This is a genomic window from Aurantimonas sp. HBX-1, from assembly GCF_021391535.1.
Taxonomy (GTDB): domain Bacteria; phylum Pseudomonadota; class Alphaproteobacteria; order Rhizobiales; family Rhizobiaceae; genus Aurantimonas.
The window spans coordinates 1,843,760-1,869,222 of sequence record NZ_CP090066.1; the positions used below are offsets into that span (position 1 = coordinate 1,843,760).

Annotated in this window: 25 protein-coding genes and 1 tRNA gene; 10 read left to right on the plus strand and 16 right to left on the minus strand. The window is 67.7% G+C overall.

Annotated elements, in window-relative coordinates; all coding sequences use genetic code 11:
- The first annotated feature begins 23 nt into the window (after positions 1-23).
- Both crcB and LXB15_RS08745 read left to right on the plus strand, forming a co-directional pair.
- Positions 24-434, plus strand: a complete 411-nt coding sequence (crcB, locus tag LXB15_RS08740) for a fluoride efflux transporter CrcB (protein WP_233952511.1) — start codon at positions 24-26, stop codon at positions 432-434.
- Positions 431-922: a CrcB family protein gene (locus LXB15_RS08745; protein WP_233952513.1), complete on the plus strand. Its 492-nt coding sequence runs from the start codon at positions 431-433 to the stop codon at positions 920-922. Before crcB ends, LXB15_RS08745 begins: the two co-directional genes overlap by 4 nt.
- A 259-nt stretch (positions 923-1,181) precedes the next feature.
- On the opposite strand, the gene LXB15_RS08750 is transcribed toward LXB15_RS08745, so the two are convergent.
- The 4 genes from LXB15_RS08750 to pcsA all read right to left on the minus strand — a co-directional run bounded on the left by LXB15_RS08750 (position 1,182) and on the right by pcsA (position 5,720).
- On the minus strand, positions 1,182-1,610 hold the full coding sequence (locus tag LXB15_RS08750) for a hypothetical protein (RefSeq protein WP_233952516.1): 429 nt from the start codon (positions 1,608-1,610) through the stop codon (positions 1,182-1,184).
- 15 nt (positions 1,611-1,625) lie between these two features.
- Positions 1,626-3,878, minus strand: a complete 2,253-nt coding sequence (gene glgX / locus LXB15_RS08755; protein ID WP_233953100.1) for a glycogen debranching protein GlgX — start codon at positions 3,876-3,878, stop codon at positions 1,626-1,628.
- Between the two features lie 130 nt (positions 3,879-4,008).
- Positions 4,009-4,983 carry a quinone oxidoreductase gene (locus tag LXB15_RS08760; RefSeq protein ID WP_233952517.1) on the minus strand — a complete coding sequence of 325 codons (975 nt, stop codon included), beginning with the start codon at positions 4,981-4,983 and terminating at the stop codon, positions 4,009-4,011.
- A complete protein-coding gene (pcsA, locus tag LXB15_RS08765; RefSeq protein WP_233952519.1) occupies positions 4,980-5,720 on the minus strand; it encodes a phosphatidylcholine synthase in 741 nt (246 codons plus the stop codon). The genes LXB15_RS08760 and pcsA overlap by 4 nt, the downstream gene beginning before the upstream one ends.
- A 149-nt stretch (positions 5,721-5,869) precedes the next feature.
- Here pcsA and LXB15_RS08770 point away from each other — a divergent pair, with 149 nt between their 5' ends.
- Positions 5,870-7,084, plus strand: a complete 1,215-nt coding sequence (locus tag LXB15_RS08770) for a UbiH/UbiF family hydroxylase (RefSeq protein WP_233952522.1) — start codon at positions 5,870-5,872, stop codon at positions 7,082-7,084.
- On the opposite strand, the gene LXB15_RS08775 is transcribed toward LXB15_RS08770, so the two are convergent.
- Entirely contained in the window at positions 7,052-8,014 is a 963-nt protein-coding gene (locus LXB15_RS08775) for an AEC family transporter (RefSeq protein ID WP_233952524.1), read from the minus strand. The genes LXB15_RS08770 and LXB15_RS08775 overlap by 33 nt on opposite strands.
- 124 nt (positions 8,015-8,138) lie before the next feature.
- Here LXB15_RS08775 and hspQ point away from each other — a divergent pair, with 124 nt between their 5' ends.
- Complete coding sequence (hspQ, locus tag LXB15_RS08780) at positions 8,139-8,462, plus strand: heat shock protein HspQ (RefSeq protein ID WP_233952526.1); 324 nt, start codon at positions 8,139-8,141, stop codon at positions 8,460-8,462.
- A 91-nt stretch (positions 8,463-8,553) separates the two neighbouring features.
- Here the strand turns inward: hspQ and LXB15_RS08785 are convergent, their stop codons facing one another.
- Complete coding sequence (locus LXB15_RS08785; protein WP_370640217.1) at positions 8,554-9,189, minus strand: invasion associated locus B family protein; 636 nt, start codon at positions 9,187-9,189, stop codon at positions 8,554-8,556.
- A 217-nt stretch (positions 9,190-9,406) separates the two neighbouring features.
- On the opposite strand from LXB15_RS08785, the gene LXB15_RS08790 reads away from it, so the two are divergent.
- Positions 9,407-11,260 (plus strand): extracellular solute-binding protein, encoded by a 1,854-nt coding sequence (locus tag LXB15_RS08790; protein WP_233952529.1) that lies wholly within the window; start codon positions 9,407-9,409, stop codon positions 11,258-11,260.
- 97 nt (positions 11,261-11,357) lie between these two features.
- On the opposite strand, the gene LXB15_RS08795 is transcribed toward LXB15_RS08790, so the two are convergent.
- The 3 genes from LXB15_RS08795 to LXB15_RS08805 form a co-directional block, all read right to left on the minus strand.
- Positions 11,358-12,008: a hypothetical protein gene (locus LXB15_RS08795; protein ID WP_233952531.1), complete on the minus strand. Its 651-nt coding sequence runs from the start codon at positions 12,006-12,008 to the stop codon at positions 11,358-11,360.
- A 224-nt stretch (positions 12,009-12,232) separates the two neighbouring features.
- Positions 12,233-15,598, minus strand: a complete 3,366-nt coding sequence (mfd, locus tag LXB15_RS08800) for a transcription-repair coupling factor (protein WP_233953101.1) — start codon at positions 15,596-15,598, stop codon at positions 12,233-12,235.
- Positions 15,599-15,735: 137 nt separating this feature from the next.
- Complete coding sequence (locus LXB15_RS08805) at positions 15,736-16,032, minus strand: succinate dehydrogenase assembly factor 2 (RefSeq protein ID WP_233952536.1); 297 nt, start codon at positions 16,030-16,032, stop codon at positions 15,736-15,738.
- 93 nt (positions 16,033-16,125) lie between these two features.
- Here LXB15_RS08805 and recG point away from each other — a divergent pair, with 93 nt between their 5' ends.
- On the plus strand, positions 16,126-18,228 hold the full coding sequence (gene recG / locus LXB15_RS08810) for an ATP-dependent DNA helicase RecG (RefSeq protein ID WP_233952542.1): 2,103 nt from the start codon (positions 16,126-16,128) through the stop codon (positions 18,226-18,228).
- A 25-nt stretch (positions 18,229-18,253) separates the two neighbouring features.
- Here recG and LXB15_RS08815 read toward each other — a convergent pair whose 3' ends face one another.
- Together LXB15_RS08815 and LXB15_RS08820 are read right to left on the minus strand one after the other, a co-directional pair.
- Positions 18,254-18,958 carry a DUF502 domain-containing protein gene (locus LXB15_RS08815; RefSeq protein ID WP_233952548.1) on the minus strand — a complete coding sequence of 235 codons (705 nt, stop codon included), beginning with the start codon at positions 18,956-18,958 and terminating at the stop codon, positions 18,254-18,256.
- A gap of 136 nt (positions 18,959-19,094) precedes the next feature.
- Entirely contained in the window at positions 19,095-19,835 is a 741-nt protein-coding gene (locus tag LXB15_RS08820; RefSeq protein ID WP_233952554.1) for a cytochrome c biogenesis CcdA family protein, read from the minus strand.
- A gap of 189 nt (positions 19,836-20,024) precedes the next feature.
- Here LXB15_RS08820 and LXB15_RS08825 point away from each other — a divergent pair.
- The 4 genes from LXB15_RS08825 to LXB15_RS08840 all read left to right on the plus strand — a co-directional run bounded on the left by LXB15_RS08825 (position 20,025) and on the right by LXB15_RS08840 (position 21,304).
- Positions 20,025-20,100 (plus strand) — tRNA-Lys (locus LXB15_RS08825).
- Positions 20,101-20,137: 37 nt separating this feature from the next.
- Complete coding sequence (locus LXB15_RS08830) at positions 20,138-20,494, plus strand: GFA family protein (RefSeq protein WP_233952559.1); 357 nt, start codon at positions 20,138-20,140, stop codon at positions 20,492-20,494.
- Between the two features lie 112 nt (positions 20,495-20,606).
- The gene (locus LXB15_RS08835) at positions 20,607-20,837 is read left to right on the plus strand and encodes a hypothetical protein (protein ID WP_233952561.1); all 231 of its coding nucleotides are present in this window, start codon (positions 20,607-20,609) and stop codon (positions 20,835-20,837) included.
- 149 nt (positions 20,838-20,986) lie between these two features.
- A complete protein-coding gene (locus LXB15_RS08840; RefSeq protein ID WP_233952564.1) occupies positions 20,987-21,304 on the plus strand; it encodes a DUF1236 domain-containing protein in 318 nt (105 codons plus the stop codon).
- 92 nt (positions 21,305-21,396) lie between these two features.
- On the opposite strand, the gene tgt is transcribed toward LXB15_RS08840, so the two are convergent.
- The 5 genes from tgt to coaD all read right to left on the minus strand — a co-directional run bounded on the left by tgt (position 21,397) and on the right by coaD (position 25,383).
- Positions 21,397-22,527, minus strand: a complete 1,131-nt coding sequence (gene tgt, locus LXB15_RS08845) for a tRNA guanosine(34) transglycosylase Tgt (RefSeq protein WP_233952571.1) — start codon at positions 22,525-22,527, stop codon at positions 21,397-21,399.
- Positions 22,524-23,603 (minus strand): tRNA preQ1(34) S-adenosylmethionine ribosyltransferase-isomerase QueA, encoded by a 1,080-nt coding sequence (queA, locus tag LXB15_RS08850; protein ID WP_233952577.1) that lies wholly within the window; start codon positions 23,601-23,603, stop codon positions 22,524-22,526. The genes tgt and queA overlap by 4 nt, the downstream gene beginning before the upstream one ends.
- A gap of 114 nt (positions 23,604-23,717) precedes the next feature.
- Positions 23,718-24,188, minus strand: coding sequence for a peptidylprolyl isomerase (locus LXB15_RS08855; protein WP_183206052.1), 471 nt, complete (start codon positions 24,186-24,188; stop codon positions 23,718-23,720).
- Positions 24,189-24,319: 131 nt separating this feature from the next.
- Positions 24,320-24,874 (minus strand): peptidylprolyl isomerase, encoded by a 555-nt coding sequence (locus LXB15_RS08860; protein WP_233952584.1) that lies wholly within the window; start codon positions 24,872-24,874, stop codon positions 24,320-24,322.
- A gap of 38 nt (positions 24,875-24,912) precedes the next feature.
- A complete protein-coding gene (gene coaD / locus LXB15_RS08865) occupies positions 24,913-25,383 on the minus strand; it encodes a pantetheine-phosphate adenylyltransferase (protein WP_233952589.1) in 471 nt (156 codons plus the stop codon).
- Positions 25,384-25,463: the final 80 nt, after the last annotated feature.

Consider the following 25,463-nt stretch of genomic DNA (forward strand, 5'->3'; position numbering starts at 1 on the left):
GCGGTGGAAAGCGCGAGGATTCGATGACCGAAAATCTCGGCCTGACCATCGGGCTCGTCGCCGCGGGCAGTGCGGCCGGCGGCATGGCGCGCTTCTTCGTGTCGGGTCTCGTGGCAAGGACTGCCGGCGAGATGTTTCCCTGGGGTACGATGGTCGTGAATGTCAGTGGAGCGTTCGCGATCGGGCTGATCGCCGCCCTTGCGCAGCACCACCTTGTCTTCGCGCAGCCACAAGCGTGGGCCCTCGCCGTCACCGGCTTTCTCGGCAGCTACACGACGGTGTCCTCGTTCAGCCTCCAGACGCTTGCGCTGGCGCGGTCCGGGCATCGCAGACGGGCGGTGGCAAATGTCGGCGTGTCGCTTCTGCTCTGCCTTACGGCAGCGGCATCGGGCCTGCTGGTCGCGCAGCCCCTCCTCGCCGCGGTGACGCAATGAAATCCCGCGAACACGGATGGTGGCGAGCGCCGGGCGGCAGCCTCGCCCTCTATGCCTTCATCGGGACCGGCGCCGCGATCGGGGGCGTCGCGCGGATGCTGGTCTCGCTCGCCGCGCTCGAATGGTCGGCGGGCGGCTTTCCGTGGGGCACGCTCTGCGTCAATGTCGTCGGATCATTCGTCATCGGCTTCTACGCCACGCTGACCGAACCCGGCGGGCGGTTCAAGGCCGGCGACGGGGCGCGGCATTTCGTGACCACCGGCCTCTGCGGCGGCTTCACCACCTTCTCGGTGTTCAGCCTCGAAAGCGTCCAGTACCTCGCCGCGGCCCAATACGGCATGGCGGCCCTCTATATCGGCGTATCGATCGCGACATGGCTGGGCGCGGCCTGGCTCGGGATTGCCGCCGCCTCGCGGCTCAACCGGCTGGGCGGCGGCGTCCCCCTGTCGCGCGAAATGGAGAGGGTGGACGACAACCGCGTCGCCTGACGAGGTGCGACTCCTGCGGACTTGGCAATCCTCTCGGGACGCGGTCGGCAGACTGGCGGGGCGCGGAGTGACGGCGCGCACGGCTTGGCATGTTCGGCAGGCGCCGCAGAGGTTGCCCGGCGAACGCCCCACTGATGCAGGGAGACGCCGACCATCTTGCAGGTGCGAAGTTGCCGCGACGCGGCGCTATGATGAAAGCCTGTCACCATCGAAAGAAGTCAGGTCCGCCCACGGGTGGCGGGCGGACCTGCGGAACGGCCTAGTTTTCGGGGAAGAAGCGCGGGCCCACCATGCGGATGCCTTCCGCGGTGCGACGGATTTCGACGGGCGCGGCGTTGGGAGCGGTCGTCGGCTCCGTCAGCGACGGACGCGGCGTCGGCACGGGGACGAACTTGGAATAGTCGGTGGCGCCAAGATCGCCGGTATCGAGGGCGGCCATTTCGTAGAACGCGTCGGCGCCCTGGTCCTGCGCCGAAGCAGTGGTCGACAGGAAGCCGGCGGCGACCGCGAGGGCGCCAGCAAGGAGAGTGAATTTCATGTTATTTTTCCGCATCTTGTCAGATCTGTCCGAATAATGGCGCAAGCGTGAGATCGTTCCGGATGCGAACACAAAAAGGCCGCCGTCGCTGTCACGACGGCGGCCAGGACCGCTGAGACAGACGCCGGGCGTTGCGCCGGCGCCGGTCATTGGGTTGTTCGTCGTCTAGATCGGCAGCCGATCGCCTGCCGCCCGGGCCAGCGCTTCCGACACATAGGCGAAGGAGCGTGCCGCATCCGGGCTGGCGTCCGCACCGTCTTCCGGCTCGAGCATGAAGACCAGGAAGGACCGGCCCGTGGCCATGTACTGCGTGCCGAACTCGAACGGCACGAGTTCCTCCCGATCCGGGAGGTTCGTGTCGATGACGGCGCGCCAGCGCAATCCGCCATTGGCGGCGGGAAGCGTGAAGTTCACCACGTCGTCATGGGCGTTCATGACGATCAGCATCGTGGCGTCCGTTCCGGCGCGGCGGATGCCGGTCGACTGGGCACGGCCATCAAGCAGCACGCCGAAACAGCGCGCGCCCGTGTCGTCCCAGTTCTCCTGCTCGAACTCGGTGCCCGCGGGGGTGATCCAGGCGACGTCCTTGACGCCCAGCTCCTCGTCGAACGTGCCGTGCAGGAACTTGCCGCGGCGGAGCATCGGCAGCGACTGGCGCAGCATGATCAGCTTCTGGACGAATTTCGCCAGGTTGCGGCTTTCGCCGGTCACGTGCCAGTCGATCCAGCCGATCTCGTTGTCCTGGGCATAGGCATTGTTGTTGCCGCCCTGGGTGCGGGCGAACTCGTCGCCGGCCAGGATCATCGGCGTACCGCGCGAGAACAGCAGCGTGGCGAACAGGTTGCGGAGCTGGCGGTAGCGCGTGTCGGTGATCTCCGGATCGTCGGTCGGACCCTCCGCGCCGTAATTGTTGGACAGGTTGTGCGAGTGGCCGTCGCGATTGTCCTCGCCGTTCGCCTCGTTGTGCTTGTCGTTGTAGCAGACGAGGTCGTGAAGCGTGAACCCGTCATGGGCGGTGATGAAGTTCACCGACGCCCAAGGCTTGCGCCCGCGCTGGTCGAAGATGTCCGCCGAGGCGGAGATCTTGTTGGCAACGGCCGGCACCTGGCCTTCGTCGCCGCGCCAGTAGGAGCGGATCGTGTCGCGGTAGCCGTCGTTCCACTCGGCCCAGCCCGGCGGGAAACGGCCGACCTGGTAGCCGCCCGGCCCGCAATCCCACGGCTCGGCGATCATCTTGACCTCGCTGAGCAGCGGGTCCTGCTGGCAGGCGTGCAGGAAGCTCGACTCCTCGGAGAAGCCGGTCGGTTCGCGCGCAAGAATCGTCGCGAGGTCGAAGCGGAACCCGTCGACCCGCATCTCGCCGGCCCAGTAGCGCAGGCTGTCGGTGACCATCTGCATGACGCGCGGATGGCTGGTGTTGACCGTGTTACCGGTGCCGGTGTCGTTGATGTAGTAGCGCTTCTGGTCGGGCAGCAGGCGATAGTAGGTGGCGTTGTCGATGCCCTTGAAGGACAGCGTCGGGCCGTTCTCGTTGCCTTCGGCGGTGTGGTTATAGACCACGTCGAGAATGACCTCGAGGCCGGCATGGTGGAACGCCGACACGAATTCCTTGAATTCGTTGACGAAGGGGCCGGCGAGATAGCGCGGGTCCGGGGCGAAGAAGCCGATGGAGTTGTAGCCCCAGTAGTTCCGCAGGCCCTTCTCGACCAGGTAGCTGTCGTCGACGAAGGCATGGATCGGCAACAGTTCGACCGAGGTGACGCCGAGGCTGCGGATGTAATCGACGATCTCGCGGTTCATCAGGCCGGAGAACTTGCCGCGATCGGCCTCCGCGACGGCCGGATGGCGCTGGGTGAAGCCCTTGACGTGGGTTTCGTAGAAGATCGTGCGCTCCCAGGAGACGCGCGGACGGCGTTCGTCGCCCCAGGTGAAGGCCGAGTCGACCACGCGGCATTTCGGCACGAAGGCGGCGCTGTCGCGCTCGTCAAAGGAGAGATCGCCGTCGGCGTGGCCGATCGTGTAGCCGAACAACGCGTCGTTCCATTTCACCGCGCCGAGATGCTGCTTGGCATACGGGTCAAGCAGCAGCTTGTTAGGGTTGAAGCGGTGGCCGGCGTCGGGCTCGTAGGGCCCATGCACACGGTAGCCGTAGGTCATGCCGGGGCGTGCCTCGGGCAGGTAACCGTGGAACACCTCGTTGGTGTACTCGGGCAGCTCGATCCGCTCCAGCTCGGTCTTTCCCTCTGCATCGAAGATGCAGAGTTCGACCTTGGTGGCGTTGGCGGAGAAGATCGCGAAATTGACGCCGAGCCCGTCCCAGGTGGCGCCCAGCGGATAGGGTCGGCCCTCCTGGACGCGCGAGCGGCGAAGCCCCGGACGGGGCAAATTGCTCTTGGTAGTGTTGGGCGTAATGTGGATCGTCACGTGCGGGCTCGCGTGTGGAGGGTGTGATATCGCAACAAGTCGCCAGCGGCCTCGCACGTTCCGCGACTGCGAAGAGAAAGGATGTTAGGCGCGGTCAAACGCCCGCGCCGGTGCCACCGGCGGTTCAGACCGTCAGGACACTGGCGCCGACGGTGCGCCGCGCCTCGAGATCGCGATGCGCCTCCGCCGCCTCCGACAGTGGATAGGTCTGGCCGATGGTGATCTTGACCGCACCCGACCCGACGACGTCGAAGACCGCGGCCGCCGAGGCGTCCAGCTCGGGCGTCGTGCCGTTGTAGCTGTATATGCTGGGCCGGGTCGCAAAGAGCGAGCCCTTCTGGTTGAGCAGGCTGATCTCGAAGGCCGGCGCCTTGCCGGAGGAGTGTCCGAAGGAAGCCCACAATCCCCGCTTCCTGAGGCAGTCGAGGCTACCGGGGAACGTGTCCTTGCCGACCGCGTCGTAGACGACGTCGCACTTGCGCCCTTCGGTGATCTCGGCGACCCGGGCGACGAAATCGTCCTCGCGATAGTTGATGACGTGGTCGTAGCCGTTCGCCAGCGCCAGCTCGCACTTCTCGGCCGAGCCGGCGGTGCCGATCACGGTCGCGCCGAGATGCTTGGCCCACTGGCCGGCGATCAGGCCGACCCCGCCCGCGGCCGCGTGGAACAGCAGCACCGTCCCCGGACCCACCTGGTAGGTGCGGCGCAGGAGATACTCGGCCGTCATCCCCTTCAGCATGATCGACGCCGCCGTGGCGTCGTCGATCGCGTCGGGAACCGCGACGGCGAGGTCGGCAGCGATGACCACCCGCTCGGCATAGCTGCCGTCGGCGCTGATATAGGCGACGCGGTCGCCGACCTGGAAACGCTCGACCCCCTCGCCCACTTCGGCGACGATCCCGACGCCTTCCTTGCCGAGCACGAACGGCATCCGCGCCGACGGATAGACGCCGGTGCGGTAGTAGACGTCGATGAAGTTCACCCCGGCCGCGCGCTGCTCGACGAGGATTTCGCCCTTGCCGGGCCGCCCGGCCTCGTGGTCGCCCCAGGTCAGCACTTCGGGACCGCCGGTCTCGTGGACGAAGATTGCCTTGCTCATTTCTCGTGTCCCTGCATTCCTGACGTGCCGCGTGCGCTACCCAGCGCTTGGACGATGCCGCCGATGGCGAAGAGATAGAGGCTGGTGACCACCAGTCCGGCCTTCACCCAGGTCGGCGAGGCGAAGTCGGAATACAGGGTGATCACGCCGAGGACGGACCAGAGCGCCATGACCGACAGGGTCAGCGGGCGCAAACGCTGCACCCGCACCGGGTGGACGAAGTTGACCGGCGCGAAGGTCGCCGCGGAGCAGACGACCACCACGGCGAACACGGTCCAGCCGGTCAGTTCCGTCGCGAACAGCGTGAAGACGACCATGTTCCAGCACACCGGAAAGCCCCGGAAGAAATTGTCCTTCGTCTTCATCCGCAGGTCCGCGTAGTAGACCGCGCTGGTGATGACGATGAGGGCGGCGGCGACGAAGGACCACGGCTCGCCGATCTTGTCGGACAGATACAGCGCTACCGCGGGGATCATGCAGAAGGTCGCGTAGTCGATGATCGAATCGAGCAGGTCGCCCGACCAGTTCGGCAACACCCGCTTGATGTCGATCTTCCGCGCGATCGGCCCGTCGATCCCGTCGATGAAGAGGGCCGCGCCGAGCCAGACGAACATCGCCACCCAACGCTGCTCGGCGGCGGCGATCAGCGCCATGAATGCCAGGAACGCACCGCTCGCCGTCAGCAGGTGCACGCCGAAGGCGCGCCATTTGTCGAAGGATGTGACGGTGTCTGACATGAAGCCCCAGATGCTGTGCCGCATTCCGCCGCACGCGGCGCATGGGCATTGCCATTGGCTGTAATGGTCGTATGTGCGTTTTCCAAGCGAAACGAGCATGGCTGTCCTGCTGTTGCAATCGCAACCCGTGGCCGTCCGGAGGTGTGAGAGTGTCGAGCAAGCGCAGGGAGATCGTCGTGGTCGGGGGCGGCCTGGCGGGAACGGCGACGGCAATCGGCTTCGCCGCGGCCGGGTTCGACACGGTTCTGGTCGCCGCGGAAGCGACGCCCGACCGTCGCAGCACCGCGCTGATCGGCCGCTCCGTGGCGTTCCTCGACGAGATCGGCCTGATGGATGAACTCGGCGGCGCAGCCGAGCCGCTGACCGTCATGCGCCTCGTCGACGACACGCATCGCCTGCTGCGCGCCCCGACGGTCGAGTTCGACGCCGCGGAAATCGGCCTCGATGCCTTCGGCTACAACGTCCTCAACGCCGACCTGCACGCGGCGCTGCAGCGCCGGGCCGACGGTCTCGACCGGCTCGAGATCGTCACCGACCGCGCCGTCGGCCTGTCGGTGACCACGGACCATGCCCTCGTCGAACTGGCCGACGGCGGCCACTACGCCGCCGACCTGGTGGTGGCGGCGGATGGCCGCATGTCGCCGATGCGCGAGGCGGCCGGTATCGCCGTTCGCCGGTGGACCTATCCGCAAAGCGCCATCGTCCTGAATTTCGACCACAGCCTACCGCACGGTTCGGTCTCGACCGAGTTCCACACGAGAAGCGGCCCGTTCACGCAGGTTCCCCTGCCCGGTCGCCGCTCTTCGCTCGTCTGGGTGGAGGAGCCGCGCCTCGCCGATCTCTATGTCGACCTGCCGGCCGACCGGCTGGCGGAGATCGTCGAGGAGAAGCTGCATTCGATCCTCGGCGCGGTGACGATCGAGATGCCGATCCAGCGCTTCCCGCTGTCGGGCGCCTCCGTCGCCCGGCTCACCGGCGAGCGCCTGGCGCTGGTCGGCGAGGCCGGCCACGCGTTTCCGCCGATCGGCGCGCAGGGCCTCAATCTCGGCCTGCGCGACTGCGAGGCGATCATCAGGGTCGCCCGGGAAAGCCGGGACGATCCGGGCCGGGCGTCGGCGCTCCGGCGCTACGAGGCGGCCCGCCGCGGCGACGTCCGCTCGCGCACGCTCGGCGTAGACCTTCTCAACCGCTCGCTGCTCGCCGACTTCCTGCCGGTGCAGATGGCCCGGTCCGCAGGCCTGGCAGCGTTGGAAGCGATCCCCTTCCTGCGGCAGTTCGCGATGCGCGAGGGCGTGGCGCCCGGTTCGGGCTTCGTCGGCCTGCCGCGCGCCCTACGGGAACGGGTCGGCCGGGATCGCGCCTGAGGCAATCAAGTAGAGCAGCAGCGTCACGGTCCCGACCGAGAGGACCGTGGTGACCAGCACGCTGGCAGAGGCCCGCTCGACCCAGACGCCGTATTGCTGGGCGATGACGAAGACATTCGTCGCCGTCGGCAGGCTGGCCAGCAGCATGGCGCTCTGCACCCATACCGGGTCGAAGCTCCCGAACAGGCCGAGCATCAGCCAGACGGCGAGCGGATGCGCCACCAGCTTCAACGGCACGATGAACGCCAGCTCGGGCGGCACGCGCTTCAGCGGCCGCAGGGCGAGCGTCACGCCCATGGCGAAGAGCGCGCAAGGGGCGGCGGCGTTCGCCAGCAGCTGCAGGAAGCGGTCCACCGGGTCCGGAAGAACGAGGTGGAAGATCGCGGCGGCGACGCCGACGATCGTCGCGAGGATGAAGGGATGGGTGAAGATCCGCACCAGGACGCCGCCGGCGACCTGCAGCACCGTGCCCCGGCGGTCGCCGCCGAGCGCCATCATCAGCGGCGCCATGACGAAATGCAGCGTGTTGTCGAAGCAGAAGATCAGCGCGACCGGGATAGCCGCCTCCGGCCCCAGCGCCACCAAAGCGAGGCCGGGTCCCATGTAGCCGATATTGCCGTAGGCGCTAGCGAGCCCCTGCACCGTGGAGGCCGGAATATCGCCGCGGCTGCGCAGCAGGGCCAGGGCAAGACCGGCCGCGAAGATCAGGAACGTCGCCAGCGTCGTCGCCGTGACGAAGCCGGGACTGGCGAGTTTCTCGACCGGGGTCTTCGCCAGCAGCTGGAAGAACAGCGCCGGAAGGGCGATGTAGATGATGAAGACATTGAGCCAGGCGAGGCCCTCGACCGGATGCCGGACGATCCGCCCTGCCCCGAAGCCGAGCGCGATGAGCCCGAAGAACGGCGAGATCAGCCCGACGATGGCGATCACGCGGGCCGTCCGGACAGGTCTGGGTGGTTCATGACGATGGACTTCGGCAGATGCGACGACGGCGCGCTTGCTTTGCCGCTGCCGGATTGGCTAGTTGCCGTCGCTTAAGGGAGTCAGGAGATCGATGCAAACCGCCCGCTTCTATATCGGCCAGGTCGTCCGGCACCGGATATATCCGTTCCGCGGCGTGATCTTCGACGTCGATCCGGAGTTCGGCAACACCGAGGAATGGTACCAGGCGATCCCGGAGGAGGTCCGGCCGCGCAAGGAACAGCCGTTCTACCACCTGCTCGCCGAGAACGCCGAGAGCGAATACATCGCCTATGTGTCGGAGCAGAACCTCGTGCCCGACGAGAGCCGCGATCCGATTCGCCATCCGCAGGTTGGCGAGCTGTTCGACGGGCCGATCGACGGCGCCTATCGGCTGAAAGGCACCCACCGCAACTGAAGGCGGGCGGCCGGCCGCAGCATTTGCCTGAAATGCAAACGGCGGCTTTCGCCGCCGTTCGGTGTCGCGTCCAAAGCGAGCCCCGGCAGGATTACTGCGCGGGCGCGGCCGGCGCGGCCTTGGCCGCGTTCTGGGCGTCCTCGAACTTCTTGCGGCGCTCCTCGGCCTGCTTCTGCAGCGCCTCGTTCAGCTCCTGCTGGCGCTGCGCCAGCTCCGGCTGCGCCGTCGGCGGGCCGTCATAGGCGCCGGTGAAGCCCGACAGCGTGATCGGGATCGGGTTGGCCTGACGCTGGAAGTTGATCGAGGTGACCGTCAGCCGGCCGCCCTTCTTCATCGCGGCGACCAGCGCGTCGGTGAGCTCGGCCTCGGCGATGCAGCGATCCGGGAAGCACACGGAGTAGTTCAGCGTCTGCGGCGCGCTATCGTCGATCTTCAGCTGGACGCCAGCCGGAATGACACGGCCGGTCGGCACCACGGCCTGGATCACGTTCTGGTTCACCTTGCCCTTCACGTTGATCAGGTTGACCGCGGTGATCAGCTGACGCGTGTCGGCAACCATCGTGTACTGGGTGTTGCAGATCTCGTTCTCGCCCTGGGTCGAGCAGACCTTGAACCACTCGGCGGGGACGGCATTGCCCCCCGGCTGTGCGGCGGGAGCGCCCTGAGCACTCGCGCCGGAAACGCCAAGGCCGAATGTCGCGAGGCCGACGAGCGCAGCGGCGAGCATCGAGGTGGAAGCGTTTGTCAGTCGGTGCGTCACAGGAGTCAGATCCTTTCGGCGTGAATCGGCGCGGAATGTGCGTTCATTAACGAGGGTCGACGTCATGCGCAAATAAGGCCGTTTGAAGGCCCCCGCCGACGCGCCGCCTTGGTCCGGGGCGGTAGGCAAGACAAGGCTTTGCAGGTAGAATCCCGGCGGATCAAACGGCGGAGACAATCATTACATGCGGCTATTCCCGAACGCGGGGCGAAGCGGATTGCGGCTTCTCCCGCTGCTTTTCGCCGTCCTTCTCGTCGCTCCGGCAGGGCAGGCTGCCGCCGAGCCGATGCACGCGATCGCCATGCAGGGCGAGCCTGCCCTGCCCGCCGATTTCGATCATTTTCCCTTCGTCAATCCTGACGCCCCGCAAGGCGGGACGATGCGCTACGGCGTCTTCGGCACGTTCGACAACCTCAACCCGGTGATCGTGCGCGGCGCGACGACTACGGCGCGCGGCATCTGGTTCGATCCGGAGTTCGGCAACCTCATCTTCGAACCGCTGATGCAACGGTCGCCGGATGAACCTTTCACCATGTACGGCCTGCTCGCCGAAACGGTGGAGACCGACGACGCCCGCTCGTTCGTGGAATTCACCCTGAATGCGAAAGCCCGCTTTTCGGATGGCAAGCCGGTGCGCGTGGAAGACGTGCTCTTCACCACGGAGATGATGAAGATCCCGGGCGTCGTGCGTCCGCAGTACACGAACTGGCTGAGCAAGGTGGACCGCATCGAGAAGGTCGGCGAGCGGGGCGTGCGCTTCACCTTCAACGACAAGGCCGACCGGGAATTGCCGCTGCTGCTCGCAGGCCTTCCGGTTCTGCCCGAGCATGGGTTCGATCCAGCCACTTTCGAACGCACGACCCTCGACCCGGTCATCGGATCGGGTCCCTACGTCATCGACCAGGTCGAACCCGGCCGCCGCATCGTCTACCGGAAGAACCCGGATTACTGGGCCAAGGACCTGCCCGCAAAGCGGGGTATCGACAATTATGACGGGATCGTCGTCGAGTATTTCCGGGATGCGAACACGCAGTTCGAGGCATTCCAGAAGGGTCTCTTCTATGTGCTGGCCGAGGGCAATCCGCGACGTTGGGAGACCGTCTACGATTTCCCGGCCGTGCAGGACGGGCGTGTCATCAAGGAGACGTTCCAGACCGGGCGTCCGGCAGGCACCTACGGGTTCTTCTTCAACACGCGCCGACCGGTCTTCGAGGATCGCGATGTTCGGGCGGCGCTGAGCCTGCTGTTCGACTTTGAATGGGTCAACCAGAACCTCTATTATGGGGGGTACAAGCGTATCAGCGGGTATTTCGCCAACTCCGAGCTTTCGAGTGTCGGGCGCCCGGCGAGCGATGCGGAGAAAGCGCTGCTGGCGCCCTTTCCCGACGCGGTGACGCCCGATGTCATGGCTGGCGAGTGGCAGCCGCCCGTCAGCGACGGCTCCGGATCGGACCGGCGTCTGATGCGCCAGGCGATCGACGCCCTTCAGGCGGCAGGATTCACGTTTTCGGGCGGCCGTATGATCGACGCCGACGGGAACCCGCTGCGCTTTGAAATTCTCGCGCAGAACGCCGACCAGCAACGGATCGCACTCGGCTATGCCCGAACGCTTTCACGCGTCGGCGTAGATGTCGACGTTCGGCAGGTCGACGATGCGCAGTACCAGTTGCGCAAGCAGAGCTTCGACTACGACATGCTGATCGCTCCCTTCAACGGCACCTTGTCGCCGGGCGCCGAACAGCGCGGGCGCTGGGGATCGGTCTCCGCCGAGGCGCCGGGATCCTTCAACTATGCGGGCGTCGCGAGCCCGGCGGCCGATGCGATGATCGATGCGATGACGTCTGCGCGCACCCGCGAAGAGTTCGTGACCGCCGTACGGGCCTACGACAGGGTGCTGATCTCCGGCCAGTATCTCGTGCCGCTGTTCTATCTCGGCGAACAGCGGCTTGCGCGTTGGAGTTTCGTGAAGCATCCCGAATCCATACCGCTGATGGGCTACCACTTGCCGGCGTTCTGGATGGACCCGGCGCGGGACTGACATGTCGCTCCGTCCCAGCTGAACGGCCTGCAGCGGTCCAGACAAATTGCACCGACTGGGCCGAACGCAGCGGCGGTATAGCCGCTGCGGCGGTCCTTCAGCGCGGCAATGCTTCAGCCTGATCGCTGACCGAATCGGCTCCTGGCGCGGCTGCTTCGGGCTCGCGCTCGGCCTCGGTGGAAGGCGTCACGGTCGAAGGCGTGTCTCCCATGGGTGGGCGCTCGACCTCGGACGGCTGCGCTGGTTGTGGAGGCGCCGGCCGTGTCGGCCCGAAGGGCGCGACGACCTCGCTGACCGGCACTGCGAGGTTCATCGGCAGAAGCCGGCCGACCTTCTCAGAGAGGCCGATGATGGTCTTCGACAGGAAGCGGCCGATGCGGCCCTCGGGCTCGCACACCAGCGTCGCCAGGCTGCCGTCCCCTGCCCGGTCGCCGTTGCAGATGACGGTGTCGGCGAGGCGCACGGTCTCGGGCTTAAGGCCGAGGAACTCGAGGACCGCGCCGTTGCTGCCCGGCTCGCAGCCCATCTCGAAGTCGAGCCGGACCGCGTCCGGCGTCGACGCAAAGCGCGTCACGCGATGGCGGCTCTGGTCCCAGCGCAGGTTCGTGTCGATCGGGATGAAGCTCGGGACCGGGAAACCCAGCAGCCCCGACACGGCGCGCAGGTCGAAAGTCAGCGGCGTGCAGATGCCGGCCGCGTCGAGCCGTTTCTCGATCGTGCCCAGCACGACCTCGTCGGCATCGACCATGGCATTGCCGGGTGCCTCCTGCGCGACCGTCGGAGAACAGGCGGTAGCGACCGTGACGGCGGCCGCAGCAAGGCAGAGGCGTCGGCGCCGCAGGGTGGAAAGGTGAGCGGAGCGGTAGGACATGGCCCGGCTTGAACGCCATTCGCACGGCGGAATTGTGAGGGGCCGCATCCGGCCATGCCCGAGCGGCATTGCCGCCGACGTTTCCCTCACGACGGCGCCGCTCAGGCTGCCTTCTTCTCCGCCTCCCCGGCAAAGCGCGCCAGCTGCGTGGCGATGGTCGCCGCGCCGTTCAGCCGCTGCTCCGGCGTCGGCCAGTCGCGGATCAGCACGATCGACTGGTCCGGGCGGATCTTCGCCGCGGAGCCCTGCTCCGAGATGTAGCGGACCAGCGCGCCCGGATTGGCGAAGTTCTTCTCGCGGAAGCTTACCACCACCCCCTTCGGGCCGGCGTCCAGCTTCTCGATGTTCGCCTTGCGGCACAGCGCCTTGATGAAGACCACCTTGAGCAGATGGTCGACCTCGGTCGGCAGCGGCCCGAAGCGGTCGATGAGTTCGGCGCCGAAGGCGTCGATCTCGCGCGCGTCGCCGAGATCGGCGAGCCGGCGATACAGCGTCATCCGCAGCTGCAGGTCCGGGACGTAGCTTTCCGGGATCATCACCGAGGTGCCCAGCGCGATCTGCGGCGACCACTGGCCGTCGCTCTCGGTCTCGACGCCCTTCATCTCCGCCACCGCCTCCTCCAGCATCTGCTGGTAGAGCTCGAAGCCGACTTCCTTGACGTGGCCGGACTGCTCGTCGCCGAGCAGGTTGCCGGCGCCGCGCTGGTCGAGATCGTGGCTGGCCAGCTGGAAGCCGGCACCGAGCGTGTCCAGCGACTGCAGCACCTTGAGGCGGCGATCGGCGCCCTTGGTCGGGGTCTTGTTCGCCGGGATCGTCAGCAGCGCATAGGCCCGCAGCTTCGAACGGCCGACGCGGCCGCGCAGCTGGTAGAGCTGGGCGAGGCCGAACATGTCGGCCCGGTGCACGATCATCGTGTTGGCCGAGGGGATGTCGAGGCCGGATTCGACGATCGTCGTCGACAGAAGCACGTCGTACTGGCCCTCGTAGAATGCGTTCATGACGTCGTCGAGTTCGCCCGCCGGCATCTGGCCATGGGCGACGGCGACCTTCAGTTCCGGCACCTCGCGGTCGAGGAATTCCTTGATGCCGGCCAGGTCCGACAGGCGCGGGCAGACATAGAAGCTCTGGCCGCCGCGATAGCGCTCGCGCAGCAGCGTCTCGCGCACCACCAGCGGGTCGAACGGGCTGACGAAAGTCCGCACCGCCATGCGGTCGACCGGCGCCGTGGTGATCAGCGACAGTTCGCGCACCCCGGTCAGCGCCAGCTGCAGCGTCCGCGGGATCGGCGTCGCCGACAGCGTCAGCACGTGCACGTCGGACTTCAGCTCCTTCAGCCGCTCCTTGTGCTTGACGCCGAAGTGCTGCTCCTCGTCGATCACCAGCAGCCCGAGATTCTTGAAGTTGACGCCCTTGCCGAGAAGCGCGTGGGTGCCGACGACGATGTCGATCGTGCCGTCGGCGGCGCCCTTCTTGGTTTCCGCCAGCTGCTTGCCCGACACCAGCCGGGAGGCCTGCGCGACATGCAGCGGCAGGCCGCGGAAGCGCTCGCTGAAGGTCTTGAAGTGCTGGCGCGCCAGCAGCGTCGTCGGCACGACGACCGCCACCTGCAGCCCGTGCATCGCCGCGATGAAGGCGGCGCGCAGCGCAACTTCCGTCTTGCCGAAGCCGACGTCGCCGCAGATCAGTCGGTCCATCGGGCGCCCGAGCGACAGATCGTCGACGACGGCGTCGATCGCCGCCATCTGGTCCTCGGTTTCCTCGTAGGGGAAGCGCGCCGCGAACTCGTCCCAGAGCCCCTCCGGCGGCAGCAGCTTCGGCGCGCCGCGCGTCGCGCGCTCGGCGGCGAGGCGGATCAACCCGGCCGCCATGTCGAGCAGGCGCTTCTTCAGCTTGGCCTTGCGGGCCTGCCAGTTGCCGCCGCCAAGCTTGTCGAGCATCGCCTCGGAGCCCTCGCCGCCATAGCGCGACAGGAGCTCGATGTTCTCCACCGGCAGGAACAGCCGGTCGTCGCCGGCATAGCGCAGCTCGAGGCAATCATGCGGCGCACCCGCCGCCTCGATGGTCTTTAGTCCGACGAAGCGCCCGATACCGTGGTCGACGTGGACGACGATGTCGCCCTCGTCGAGGCCGGTCACCTCGGAGATGAAGTTCGAGGCGCGCTTCTTGCGGCCGCGGCGCACCAGGCGGTCGCCGAGAATGTCCTGCTCGCCGACCACGGCCATATCCGGTGTCTCGAAGCCGGACTCGATGCCGAGGACGGCGGCGAGGACGAGGTTCTTCGGCGCCTCGTTGACCTTCTTCAGGCTGTCGACGGGCTTCAGCCCCTCCAGCCCGTGCTCCTCGACGACCTGGGCGAGGCGCTCGCGCGAGCCTTCGGTCCAGGCCGCGAGGACGACGCGTTTGCCGTCGGCGCGCAGCTTGCCGATATGCTTCACCGCCGCCTCGAAGACGTTGGTGTCGCCGCTGGTGCGCTCGGTCGAGAAATTGCGCCCGCGGGTGATGTCGAGATTGTGGACGTCGTGATTGGGGGCGTCCGGCACGCGGTAGGCCGACAACCGGATCGGATCGGCGATGGCGAGGCCCGCGGCCATCTCGTCCGCCGTCAGATACAACTCGCCCGGCTCGACCGGATGATACGGCACGGATTCGCCGCTGACCTGGCCGGCGCCTTCCTTGCGGGCCTCGTAGTGATCCTCGATCGTCTTGCGACGCTCGCCGACGGCTTCCGCCACCAGGTGGTCGAGCACCATCGGGAAGCCGTCGCAATAGTCGAACAGCGTGTCCAGCCGCTCGTAGAACAGCGGCAGCCAGTGCTCCATGCCGGAGAAGCGCTTGCCCTCGCTGATCGAGGCGTAGAGCGCGTCGCCGCGCATCGGGGCGCCAAAGCGCCGGACATAGCCGGTGCGGAAGCGGCTGATCGTATCCTCGCGCAGGGTGATCTCGGAAACCGGCGCCAGCTCGAAATTGCGCAGCTGCCGCGTTGTGCGCTGGGTGGCGGGGTCGAAGCCGCGGATCGTCTCCAGCGTGTCGCCGAAGAAGTCGAGCCGTACCGGCTCCTCCTCGCCGGGCGCGAACAGGTCGAGGATGCCGCCGCGCACGGCGAACTCGCCGCGCTCGCGCACCGTCGCCACCCGCTCGAAGCCGCCGCGCTGCAGCGTGCGGACGATGTCCTCCATCGCCACCCGACCGCCGACATTGGCGACGATGGTCTCTTCGGCGAGGACGCTCGCCGGCGGCATCTTCTGCAGCAGCGCATTGGCGGTGGTCAGGATCAGCGCCCGGTGCGGCTCGCGCCTAAGGGCTGCCAGCGCCGCCATCGCCGAAAGCCGCCGCGCCGCGGCGTCCGAGGAGGGGCCGACACGGTCATAGGGCAGGCAGTCCCAGGCCGGTAGCGTCAGCACCGGCAGCTCCGGCGCGACGAAGCGCAGCGCGTCCTCCAACTCGCCGATCCGGTTGCCGTCGCGCATGACGAAGACGACCGGCTTCTTGGCGCCGCGCAGTCGCGCGATGTCGGCGAGCAGGAACGCCTCGTAGCCTTCCAGCACGTTGCCGATCTCGAGACCCGCGCCGCGCTCCAGCGCCTTCTTCAGCCGGGGGGAGATGGTCACTTCAGCTCCTCCCAGGCGCCGCCATGGAAATCGCGGACGCGGCGGAACATCGCGGTGTCGTATTCGGCGGGGGTTTCCACCTCGCCGGTCATCCACTGGAACAGGTCGCGGTCGATCGCTTCCATCAGGTGTTCGTATTCACCGAGCTCGGCGTCGGTCAGCCGGTCGATCTCAGAATCGGCGAAGCGGCCGAGCACCAGGTCCATCTCGCGGGTGCCGCGGTGCCAGGACCGGAAAAGCGCCTTGCGACGACGGACATCGAGATCGCTCGAGGAGCGCTGCATACCAGTCATGACGAACCTGTGGTGTGAATGCCTGCTCTATATAGGGAGCGTTCCTGACTGTCAGCCTTGCCTTCGGCCGGAACGCGGCTAAACCTCGCGCCGATGCGCCCCTCGATCCTCGATCCGCTGTTCGCCGCCGTCACCACGCTGGAAGGCGTCGGGCCGAAGGTCGCTGCCCAGTTCCAGACGCTGCTCGCCGGTGCCGGCGAGACGGTCCGCGTCCGCGACCTTTTGTTTCACCTGCCGACCGGGCTGATCGACCGGCGCAAGCGCGCCGAGATCGCGCTGGCGCCTGAGGGCGCGATCGTCACGCTGACGGTGCGGGTCGACCGGCACCAGGCGCCCGGCCGGGCGCAGCGCTCGGTGCCCTACCGGGTGTTCGCGCAGGACGAGACCGGCGAGATCGCCCTCACCTATTTTCGCGGCCAGTCCGCCTGGCTGGAAAAGCTGCTGCCGGTCGGAGAGACGATGATCGTCTCGGGCCGGGTGGAATGGTTCAACGGCCGGCCGTCGATGGTGCATCCGGACTTCGTCGCGCCGGTCGCCGAGGCCGAGACGCTGACGCTGGTCGAGCCGGTCTATCCGATGACCGCAGGCCTTTCGCCGAAGATCCTGCGCAAGGCGATCACCCAGGCGCTGGAGCGGCTGCCGGAGCTCGGCGAGTGGATCGATCCGGGCGTCATGCGCCGTGAGAACTTCGCTGCTTTCGGAACGTCCCTGCGCAGCCTCCACGACCCGGCGGACGAGATCGACCTGTCGCCGGAAGGCGCCGCCTATCGCCGCCTCGCCTATGACGAGTTTCTCGCCAGCCAGCTGGCGCTCGCTTTGTCGCGCCAGCGCATGAAGGCGGCGCGCGGCCGCGCCATGCCGGGAACCGGCGAATCATCGCGCCGCGTCGTCGCCGCCCTGCCCTTCACGCTGACCGAGGGCCAGGCGCAGGCAATCGCGGAGATTCGCGCCGACATGGCGTCGGGCGAGCGGATGCTGCGGCTCCTGCAGGGCGACGTCGGCGCCGGCAAGACCGTCGTCGCGCTGATGGCGATGGCGACGGCGGCCGAATCCGGCGCCCAGTCGGTGCTGCTCGCGCCGACCGAGATCCTGGCACGCCAGCACCATGACGGCCTGTCGCGGCTCTGCGAGGCGGCGGGCCTCAGCCTGACGCTCCTCACCGGCCGCGACACCGGCCGCGTCCGCACGGAGAAGCTCGACGCCATCGCTTCCGGCCGCACCCAGATCGTCGTCGGCACCCACGCTGTCTTCCAGGAGGCGGTCGCCTATCACGATCTCGGCCTCGTCGTCGTCGACGAGCAGCATCGCTTCGGCGTCCATCAGCGCCTCAGCCTAACCCGCAAGGGCGCCTCGCCCGACCTTCTGGTGATGACCGCAACGCCGATCCCGCGCACGCTGGTGCTCGCCGCCTTCGGCGACATGGACGTCTCGCGCCTGACCGGTAAGCCGGCCGGCCGGAAGCCGATCACCACCGTAGCCGTGCCGATGGAGCGGCTGGACGCGATCGTCGCGCGGGCCGGCAAGGCGATGGAGGCCGGCGAGCGGCTCTACTGGGTCTGCCCGCTGGTCGAGGAATCGGAGAAGAGCGACCTGATGGCCGCCGAGGAGCGGTTCCGGCAGCTGAGCCAGCTGTTCGGGTCGGCCGTCGGCCTCGTCCACGGCCGCATGACCGGCGAGGAAAAGGATCGGGCGATGGCCGACTTCAAGGCCGGCCGGACGAAGCTGGTGGTCGCCACGACCGTCATCGAGGTCGGCGTCGACGTGCCGGACGCGACGATCATCGTCATCGAGCATGCCGAGCGCTTCGGCCTGTCGCAGCTGCACCAGCTGCGCGGCCGCGTCGGGCGCGGCGCCAAGCCCTCCTCCTGCGTGCTGCTCTATCGCGCGCCGCTCGGCGAGACCGCGGCGGCGCGGCTCGCCGTGATGCGGGACACCGAGGACGGCTTCCGCATCGCCGAGGAGGATTTGAAGCTGCGCGGCGAAGGCGACCTGCTCGGCACGCAGCAGTCCGGCGCGCCGTTCTTCCGCATCGCCCGGATGGAGCATCACGCCGACCTGATGGAGGTCGCCCGCGACGACGCGCGGCTGGTGCTGGCGACGGACCCGGAGCTCACCACGCCCCGCGGCGAATGCCTGCGGGCGCTGCTCTACCTGTTCGGCAAGGACGAGGCGGTGCGGCTGCTGCGCTCCGGCTGAGCGGCCCCGGCACCGGATCGCCGGGTCACTCGACCGGCTCCGGCCTTTCCTTTTCCCTTTCGCGCAGCCGCTCGGCCACGAGGCGGGAGGCCTGGCGCGGCGACAGCGGCCCCGACGGCTCGTCCTCGGGCGAGACGAGACCCGACGAAATCACCAGCTTCAGCGCCGCCTCGATGCTCATGTCGAGCACGCGGACGTCTTCGCGCGGCACGAAGAGCAGGAAGCCGGACGTCGGGTTGGGCGTCGGCGGAAGGAATACCGCGAGCATCTCGTCGCCCCGGTCGGACAGCACCGAGGCGATCTCACCCCGCGCCGTGGTCGCCACGAAGACCAGGCACCAGAGGCCCGGCCGCGGATACTCGATCAGCGCGGCAGTCTTGAACGACGAGGACCGGTCGGCCAGCACCGTCTCGAAGATCTGCTTCAGCGCGGTGTAGACCGAACGCACCAGCGGCATGCGGCCGAGCAGGTTCTCGCTGCCGCCGACCACCGCCCTTCCGATGAAGTTCGCGGTCAGGAAGCCGATGAGGGTGATCAGCACCAGCGCCACGACGAGCCCGAAGCCCGGCAGCGCAAAGGGCAGATAGGTGTCCGGCGTGTACTGCGCCGGGATGTAGGGCTTCACCCAACCGTCCACCCAGCCCATGAAGGACCAGGTGATCCAGGCGGTGATCGCCAGCGGGGCGCAGACGATGAAGCCGGTCAGGAAGTAGTTACGCAGACGCGCCATCGTTCAGGGAACCCTCCGGCTTCGCCGCATGCCGGTCCGAACCGGTCGACGTCCGCGCCGGAATCATCTTCGCCGCCGCCGTCATTTGCAAGACCGTTCTTCGCGCCTGCGAAACGGCCAGGCGCCAGGACGCCGATCAGCCGATCGTCTGCAGCGCCGGGAAGGTCTCCAGCAGCCAGAACGACATGGCCTGCATGCCGCCGGTGAGGAACAGGATGCCGGTGACGACGAGCAGCCCGCCCATCGCCTTCTCGACCGTGCCGAGATGCGCGCGGAAGCCGCTGAGCCAGCGCAGGAAGGCGCCCGAGAATGCCGCCGCGACGATGAACGGAATGCCGAGCCCGGCCGAATAGAAGCCGAGCATGAGGGCGCCCTCGCCCACCGTCGCCTGGGTGCCGGCGAGGCCGAGGATCGCGCCCAGGACCGGCCCGATGCAGGGCGTCCAGCCGAAGGCGAAGGCGAGCCCCATCAGATAGGCGCCGCCGATGCTGTGCGGCCGGTCCGGCGCGCGCATCCGGACCTCGCGCGACAGGAAGGCGAGCCGGAACACGCCGAGGAAGTTCAGCCCCATGACGATGATCGCCAGACCCGCGACGATGCCTAGCCAGTCGAGATTCTGCCGCAGCATCTGGCCGATCGAGCTGGCGCCGGCGCCGAGCATGACGAACACGGTGGAGAAGCCGAGCACGAAGCTGACGGCGGTGGCGAGCAGCCTTGTGTGCGGCGCCGTCCCGGCGACCTGGCCGCTGCGCAGGTCCTCCGCCGACACGCCGGCCATGTAGCAGAGATAGGGCGGGACCAGCGGCAGGACGCAGGGCGACAGGAAAGACAGCGCGCCTGCGAAGACCGCGGTCGGATAGGAAAGGTCTGAGAGCAAGCGGCTCGCCTTCGGCTGGATCGCGTCGCGCCGCCGCGGGGTGGGCGGACCGGGCCGGGTTCTAGACCGCACGCCGCTCCCGGGCAAATCGCAATCGCGTCACGGGATGCGGCGGAATTACCGGTTGACCGCCAAAGGGCCGCTACCTATGGTCCGCCGCGTCTCCGACGGGATCTATCCTGGCGGCGCGAGCGCGTAGCTCAGTTGGTAGAGCAACGGACTTTTAATCTGTAGGTCCAGGGTTCGAGTCCCTGCGCGCTCACCAATCCCTTCTCCATGACAGGCAGTTGTACATATATTCCGTGGTCGAAGTGATCGCGAGGAAGCAGATGCCATCCGGGTCCTGCCATTGTGGATCGGCGAAGGTGTCGGTGCCCCGTCTGCCCGAGATGGTGACGGAGTGCCACTGCACCATCTGCCGCCGCTACGCGGCGCTGTGGGCCTACTATCGCAAGGAGGACGTGACGTTCTCCGGGCCGCTGGCGGTCTATGTGCGAGGGCGCGGGCACATTGCCTTCCAACGGTGTGCTGATTGCGGGTGCGTCATCGGCTGGTTGCCGCGGATCGAGTACCCGGAGCGCGGGGTCAACGCCCGCATGCTGGACGATTTCGATGTGAACGCGGCGGCTCTCGTCGTCGAGGAAGACGCTTCCGAATAAGCCCGAGGGCTGCTCGGCGCCTATCGGCGCCAACAACGCAGACACCGCCGTCGCCGGGTATGGGGCAGCCGCAGCGCTTGCCGAAGGGCCGCTCGGCCTCCATGTCTAGAGCATGGATCATTATCTGAACGAACCGGCCGCCAAGGCGGCCATCGGCGCCGTCGAGGCCAGCGCTGCGGCGCTCACGGATGCGCTCGAGCGGGCCGCCGAACTCGGCATCCCCATGGACATCGACATCGTGGAACCGGACCGTAGCGGCGGCCGCCGGGAGATCGTCGCGCGGATCGTCCGATCCGACCCGGGCCGCCGTCCCGAGGAACTCAACTCGTCCAACGACGACTGAGCAGCCGGCTCGGGGGGGGGGGGCGCCGTCGGGCCGCCGTGGAATGGCCTTGTCCGGCGACATGAGAGGCGGAGCGCCCGTTCCTGCCGTGCAGTGGAACGGAGCCCCGAACCCGCCGTTTGTCTGTGACCCAAGCAAGGAGACAGACCATGAAGCCTTTCCTGATTGCCGCCGGACTCGCGCTGCTTGCCAGCGGCGCCGTGGCGCAGACCACCACGACGGTCACCACGACGACGATCGAGGAGCCGCAGGTCGACTCGATCCGGACCTATGTCACGCGGGAGCGGACCACCTCGGTGGCGGCGCCCGACGGGTTCGACGTCATCGTCGGCGCACCCCTGCCGGAGCCGGTGCCGCTCTACAAGCTGCCGGAAGACGTCGGCGTGCCGGCCTATCAGTACACGGTGATCGACGGGCATACCGTGCTGGTCGACGAGAACCGCAACATCGTGCAAATCATCGACTGACCGGGCAGATCCTGGAAACGCATGTGAAAGGGAGGCCTCGCGGCCTCCCTTTTCTTTTGGCGACGCCTTTCCGGAGACGAAGACGTTCCCGCCTACCGCGCCGGGATGTCGCCCTGCGCCCAGGCTTCCTCGGTCCGCGCCGCGAAGGCCTCGAACTCGCCGGCCTCGATGGCGGTGCGGATGCCGGCCATCAGCGACTGGTAGTAGGCGAGATTGTTCCAGGTCAGCAGCATCGAGGCGAGCGCCTCGTTGGAGCGGACGAGATGGTGCAGATAGGCCCGCGAATAGTCGCGCGAGGCTGGGCAGTCCGATTCCTCGTCGAGCGGGCGGCTGTCCTCGGCGTGGCGGGCGTTCTTCAGATTGACCTTGCCGAAGCGGGTGAAGGCGAGGCCATGCCGGCCGGAGCGGGTCGGCATCACGCAGTCGAACATGTCGATGCCCCGCGCCACCGAGCGCAGGATGTCCTGCGGCGTGCCGACGCCCATCAGGTAGCGCGGCTTGTCGGCCGGCAGGACCGGCAGCGTCTCGTCGAGCGTCGCCAGCATCACCGCCTGCGGCTCGCCCACCGCCAGGCCGCCCACGGCGTAGCCCTTGAGGTTCATCGCCGCCAGTCGTTCGGCCGAGCGGATGCGCAGGTCGATCAGATCGCCGCCTTGGACGATGCCGAACATCGCCTTGCCGGGCTGGTCGCCGAAGGCGACGGCGCAGCGTTCGGCCCAGCGCAGGGACATTTCCATGGCGCGCTCGATCTCGGCGCGCTCCGCCGGCAGCCTGATGCACTCGTCGAGCTGCATCTGGATGTCGCTGTCCAGCAGCCCCTGGATCTCGATCGACCGTTCCGGGGTCAGCGCGTGCTCCGAGCCGTCGAGATGCGAGCGGAACTTCACGCCCTTCTCGTCGAGCTTGCGCAAGGCCGCCAGCGACATGACCTGGAAGCCGCCGGAGTCGGTCAGGATCGGGTGCGGCCAGCGGGCGAATTCGTGCAGGCCGCCGAGCCGTGCGACGCGTTCCGCGCCCGGCCGCAGCATCAGGTGATAGACATTGCCGAGGATGATGTCGGAGCCCAGTTCGCGAACCTGGTCGAGATACATCGCCTTGACGGTGCCGGCGGTGCCCACCGGCATGAAGGCCGGCGTGCGGACGCTGCCGCGCGGCATGGTGATCTCGCCGCGGCGCGCCTTGCCGTCCGTCCCGGTCAGCTGGAAACGGAAATGCTGGCTCATGCGGCCGCACGATCCAGCAGGCACGCATCGCCGTAGGAATAGAAGCGATAGCCGCCGGCGATCGCATGGGCGTAGGCCGCCTGCATTGTCGCCAGCCCCGAGAAGGCCGAAACCAGCATGAACAGCGTCGAGCGCGGTAGATGGAAATTCGTCATCAGCCGGTCGACGGCCTTGAAGCGATAGCCTGGGGTGATGAAGATCTCCGTCGATCCGGAAAACGGCGCGATGCTGCCGTCGTCGGCCGCGGCGCTTTCGAGCAGCCGCAGCGAGGTGGTGCCGACGGCGACGATGCGCCGGCCCGCACGCTTCGCCTCGGTCAGTCGGGCGGCGGTCTCGGCGTCGATATGGCCGGTCTCGGCATGCATGCGGTGGTCGCGCGTGTCGTCGGCCTTCATCGGCAGGAAGGTGCCGGCGCCGACATGCAGCGTCAGGAATTCGGTCGCGACGCCGCGTTCCGCCAGGCGCTCGAGCAGCGCCGGGGTGAAATGCAGACCCGCCGTCGGCGCCGCGACGGCGCCCTCCTCGCGGGAATAGACGGTCTGGTAGTCGCGCCGGTCGTCGTCGTCGACCGGGCGCCGGGATGCGATGTAGGGCGGCAGCGGGATCGACCCAACGGTGGCGATCGCTTCGTCGAGCGCGGCGCCGTGAAAGGCGAAAGCGAAGGTCACCTCGCCGGCTTCGCCCTTTTCCGAGACGGTCGCATCCAGCGTGCCGAGGAGGCAGACGCGGCCTTCCGCGCCGAAGCGAACGATGTCGCCGGGCTGCAGCTTGCGGGCGCCGCGCACGAAGGCCTTCCAGGTGGAGCCGTCGAGCCGCTGGTGCAGCGTGACGCCGACCGCCGGCTCGTCCGTGCCGCGGCCGATGCGCCAGCCTTCCAGCTGCGCCGGAATCACCTTGGTGTCGTTGAAGACCAGCACGTCGCCAGGCTCGACCAGCGACGGCAGGTCGTCAACCTTGCGGTCGGCGAGCGCGCCTTCGGCCGACACGGTGAGCAACCGCGCGCTCTCGCGCGGCGATGCCGGCCGGAGGGCGATCAGCGCGTCCGGAAGCTGGAAATCGAATTGGTCGACGCGCATCGGAGCCGGGTCGCAGTCCTTGGATGGGAAAATCCCGGGGCCCTTGCGGACCCCGGGATCAATTCGGTGAAGCCAGTGGCAGGGAACCGGCCTTCGCCGGATCCCGCGCCGACATCAGACGTCGGCGGCGACGCGCATCGTCGTGATCGAATCTGGATCCGTCACCGGCTCGCCGCGCTTGATCTTGTCGACATTCTCCATGCCTTCAATGACTTCGCCCCAGATGCTGTACTGCTTGTCGAGCCAGGGGGCGCGATCGAAGCAGATGTAGAACTGGGAATTGGCCGAGTTCGGGTTCGCCGTCCGGGCCGCCGACACCGTGCCGCGCTTGTGCGGCTCGGCGGTGAACTCGGCGACGAGGTCGGGCTTGTCGGAGCCGCCGGCACCGGTGCCGGTCGGATCGCCCGTCTGCGCCATGAAGCCGTCGATGACACGGTGGAAGACCACGCCGTCATAGAAGCCTTCGCGCGCCAGTTCTTTCACGCGGGCGACGTGCCGCGGTGCGAGATCGGGGCGAAGCCGGATGACCACGCGTCCCTTCGTCGTCTCCAGGATCAGCAGATCCTCGGGGGTGTCCTGCGCCATCTCGTTCTCCTTGAAAGATCGGCTCCATGCCGAAGGCGCCCCGCAACAGCCGCGGGGCGCATATGGCCCTTCCTTGGGGGAATTTGCAGGCCCCGACAACCCCTATTGGAGGGTTGGCGGTCGGGAAGCGGCTATTCCTGGCCGGCGAGACGGACCTTCACCATCTTGTCCGGATCCTCGACGGTGCCGTTCTGCGCCGGGTCGCCCTTCTTGATCTTGTCGACATTCTCCATGCCTTCGACGACGTCGCCGACGATCGTGTACTGGCCGTCGAGGAAGTCGCCGTCGGCGAGCATGATGAAGAACTGCGAGTTGGCGGAGTTCGGATCCTGCGACCGCGCCATGCCGAGCGTGCCGCGATCGAAGGTCTCGTCGGAGAACTCCGCCTCGAGGTCGGGCAGGTCGGAGCCGCCCATGCCGGTGCCGGTCGGATCGCCGGTCTGGGCCATGAAGCCGTCGATGACGCGGTGGAAGACCAGCCCGTCATAGAAGCCGTCGCTCGCCAGCGTCTTGATGCGCTCGACATGCTTCGGTGCCAGGTCCGGCCGCAGCTTGACGGTGATGTCGCCCGTAGCCGTCGTGATGATCAGCGTGTTCTCGGCATCCGGCGCCTGCGCGGCGGCGGGGCCGGCGAAGGCTGCGACGGCCATGGCCGTGGCAAGGCCGAGCGTTGCGAAAAGTTTCATGAGGTTTCCATCCCAGACCTAGCGCCGGCGCATCCGCGTCAGGCGACTTTGCTTCGTATCGCTTGCGCGACGTTGGCAGGCACGAACGATGCGACGTCGCCACCCATCCGCGCGATCTGGCGAACCAATGTGGCGGTTATGGGCCTCGTCGGCGGCGACGCCGGAAAGAACACCGTCACGATGCCGGGACGCATGGCCGCGTTCATCCCCGCCATCTGCATCTCGTAATCGAGGTCGGATCCGTCGCGCAGGCCCCTGACGAGGGCGACAGCCCCCGCCCTGGTCGCGGCATCGACCACGAGCCCGTCGAAGGCGACCACCTGCACCGGAACGTCGAGACAGGCGGAGATCAGCGCCGCCCGCTCGTCGAAGTCGAACATCGGCTGCTTGCCCGGATGGATGCCGATGCCGACGACGACCTCGTCGAACACCGCCCTCGCCTGGTTCAGGATGTCGATGTGACCGTTGGTGACCGGATCGAACGATCCCGGATAGAAAGCGCGCTTCATCCAATCCGCCTACTCTGTCGGGTTCCGCGAAACAATCGCGGCCTCCATTCGACCCCACACCTGAACGGCACCTGACCGCA

What these genes read in the sequence shown, in the direction of transcription:
- crcB (WP_233952511.1), top strand. Translation starts at nt 24, where the DNA reads ATGACCGAAAATCTCGGCCTGACCATCGGGCTCGTCGCCGCGGGCAGT.
- LXB15_RS08745 (WP_233952513.1), top strand. Translation starts at nt 431, where the DNA reads ATGAAATCCCGCGAACACGGATGGTGGCGAGCGCCGGGCGGCAGCCTC.
- LXB15_RS08750 (WP_233952516.1), bottom strand. Translation starts at nt 1,610, where the DNA reads ATGACCGGCGCCGGCGCAACGCCCGGCGTCTGTCTCAGCGGTCCTGGC.
- LXB15_RS08760 (WP_233952517.1), bottom strand. Translation starts at nt 4,983, where the DNA reads ATGAGCAAGGCAATCTTCGTCCACGAGACCGGCGGTCCCGAAGTGCTG.
- pcsA (WP_233952519.1), bottom strand. Translation starts at nt 5,720, where the DNA reads ATGTCAGACACCGTCACATCCTTCGACAAATGGCGCGCCTTCGGCGTG.
- hspQ (WP_233952526.1), top strand. Translation starts at nt 8,139, where the DNA reads ATGCAAACCGCCCGCTTCTATATCGGCCAGGTCGTCCGGCACCGGATA.
- LXB15_RS08785 (WP_370640217.1), bottom strand. Translation starts at nt 9,189, where the DNA reads ATGCTCGCCGCTGCGCTCGTCGGCCTCGCGACATTCGGCCTTGGCGTT.
- LXB15_RS08790 (WP_233952529.1), top strand. Translation starts at nt 9,407, where the DNA reads ATGCGGCTATTCCCGAACGCGGGGCGAAGCGGATTGCGGCTTCTCCCG.
- LXB15_RS08795 (WP_233952531.1), bottom strand. Translation starts at nt 12,008, where the DNA reads ATGGTCGATGCCGACGAGGTCGTGCTGGGCACGATCGAGAAACGGCTC.
- mfd (WP_233953101.1), bottom strand. Translation starts at nt 15,598, where the DNA reads ATGCGCGACGGCAACCGGATCGGCGAGTTGGAGGACGCGCTGCGCTTC.
- LXB15_RS08805 (WP_233952536.1), bottom strand. Translation starts at nt 16,032, where the DNA reads ATGACTGGTATGCAGCGCTCCTCGAGCGATCTCGATGTCCGTCGTCGC.
- recG (WP_233952542.1), top strand. Translation starts at nt 16,126, where the DNA reads ATGCGCCCCTCGATCCTCGATCCGCTGTTCGCCGCCGTCACCACGCTG.
- LXB15_RS08815 (WP_233952548.1), bottom strand. Translation starts at nt 18,958, where the DNA reads ATGGCGCGTCTGCGTAACTACTTCCTGACCGGCTTCATCGTCTGCGCC.
- LXB15_RS08835 (WP_233952561.1), top strand. Translation starts at nt 20,607, where the DNA reads ATGGATCATTATCTGAACGAACCGGCCGCCAAGGCGGCCATCGGCGCC.
- LXB15_RS08840 (WP_233952564.1), top strand. Translation starts at nt 20,987, where the DNA reads ATGAAGCCTTTCCTGATTGCCGCCGGACTCGCGCTGCTTGCCAGCGGC.
- tgt (WP_233952571.1), bottom strand. Translation starts at nt 22,527, where the DNA reads ATGAGCCAGCATTTCCGTTTCCAGCTGACCGGGACGGACGGCAAGGCG.
- queA (WP_233952577.1), bottom strand. Translation starts at nt 23,603, where the DNA reads ATGCGCGTCGACCAATTCGATTTCCAGCTTCCGGACGCGCTGATCGCC.
- LXB15_RS08855 (WP_183206052.1), bottom strand. Translation starts at nt 24,188, where the DNA reads ATGGCGCAGGACACCCCCGAGGATCTGCTGATCCTGGAGACGACGAAG.
- LXB15_RS08860 (WP_233952584.1), bottom strand. Translation starts at nt 24,874, where the DNA reads ATGAAACTTTTCGCAACGCTCGGCCTTGCCACGGCCATGGCCGTCGCA.
- coaD (WP_233952589.1), bottom strand. Translation starts at nt 25,383, where the DNA reads ATGAAGCGCGCTTTCTATCCGGGATCGTTCGATCCGGTCACCAACGGT.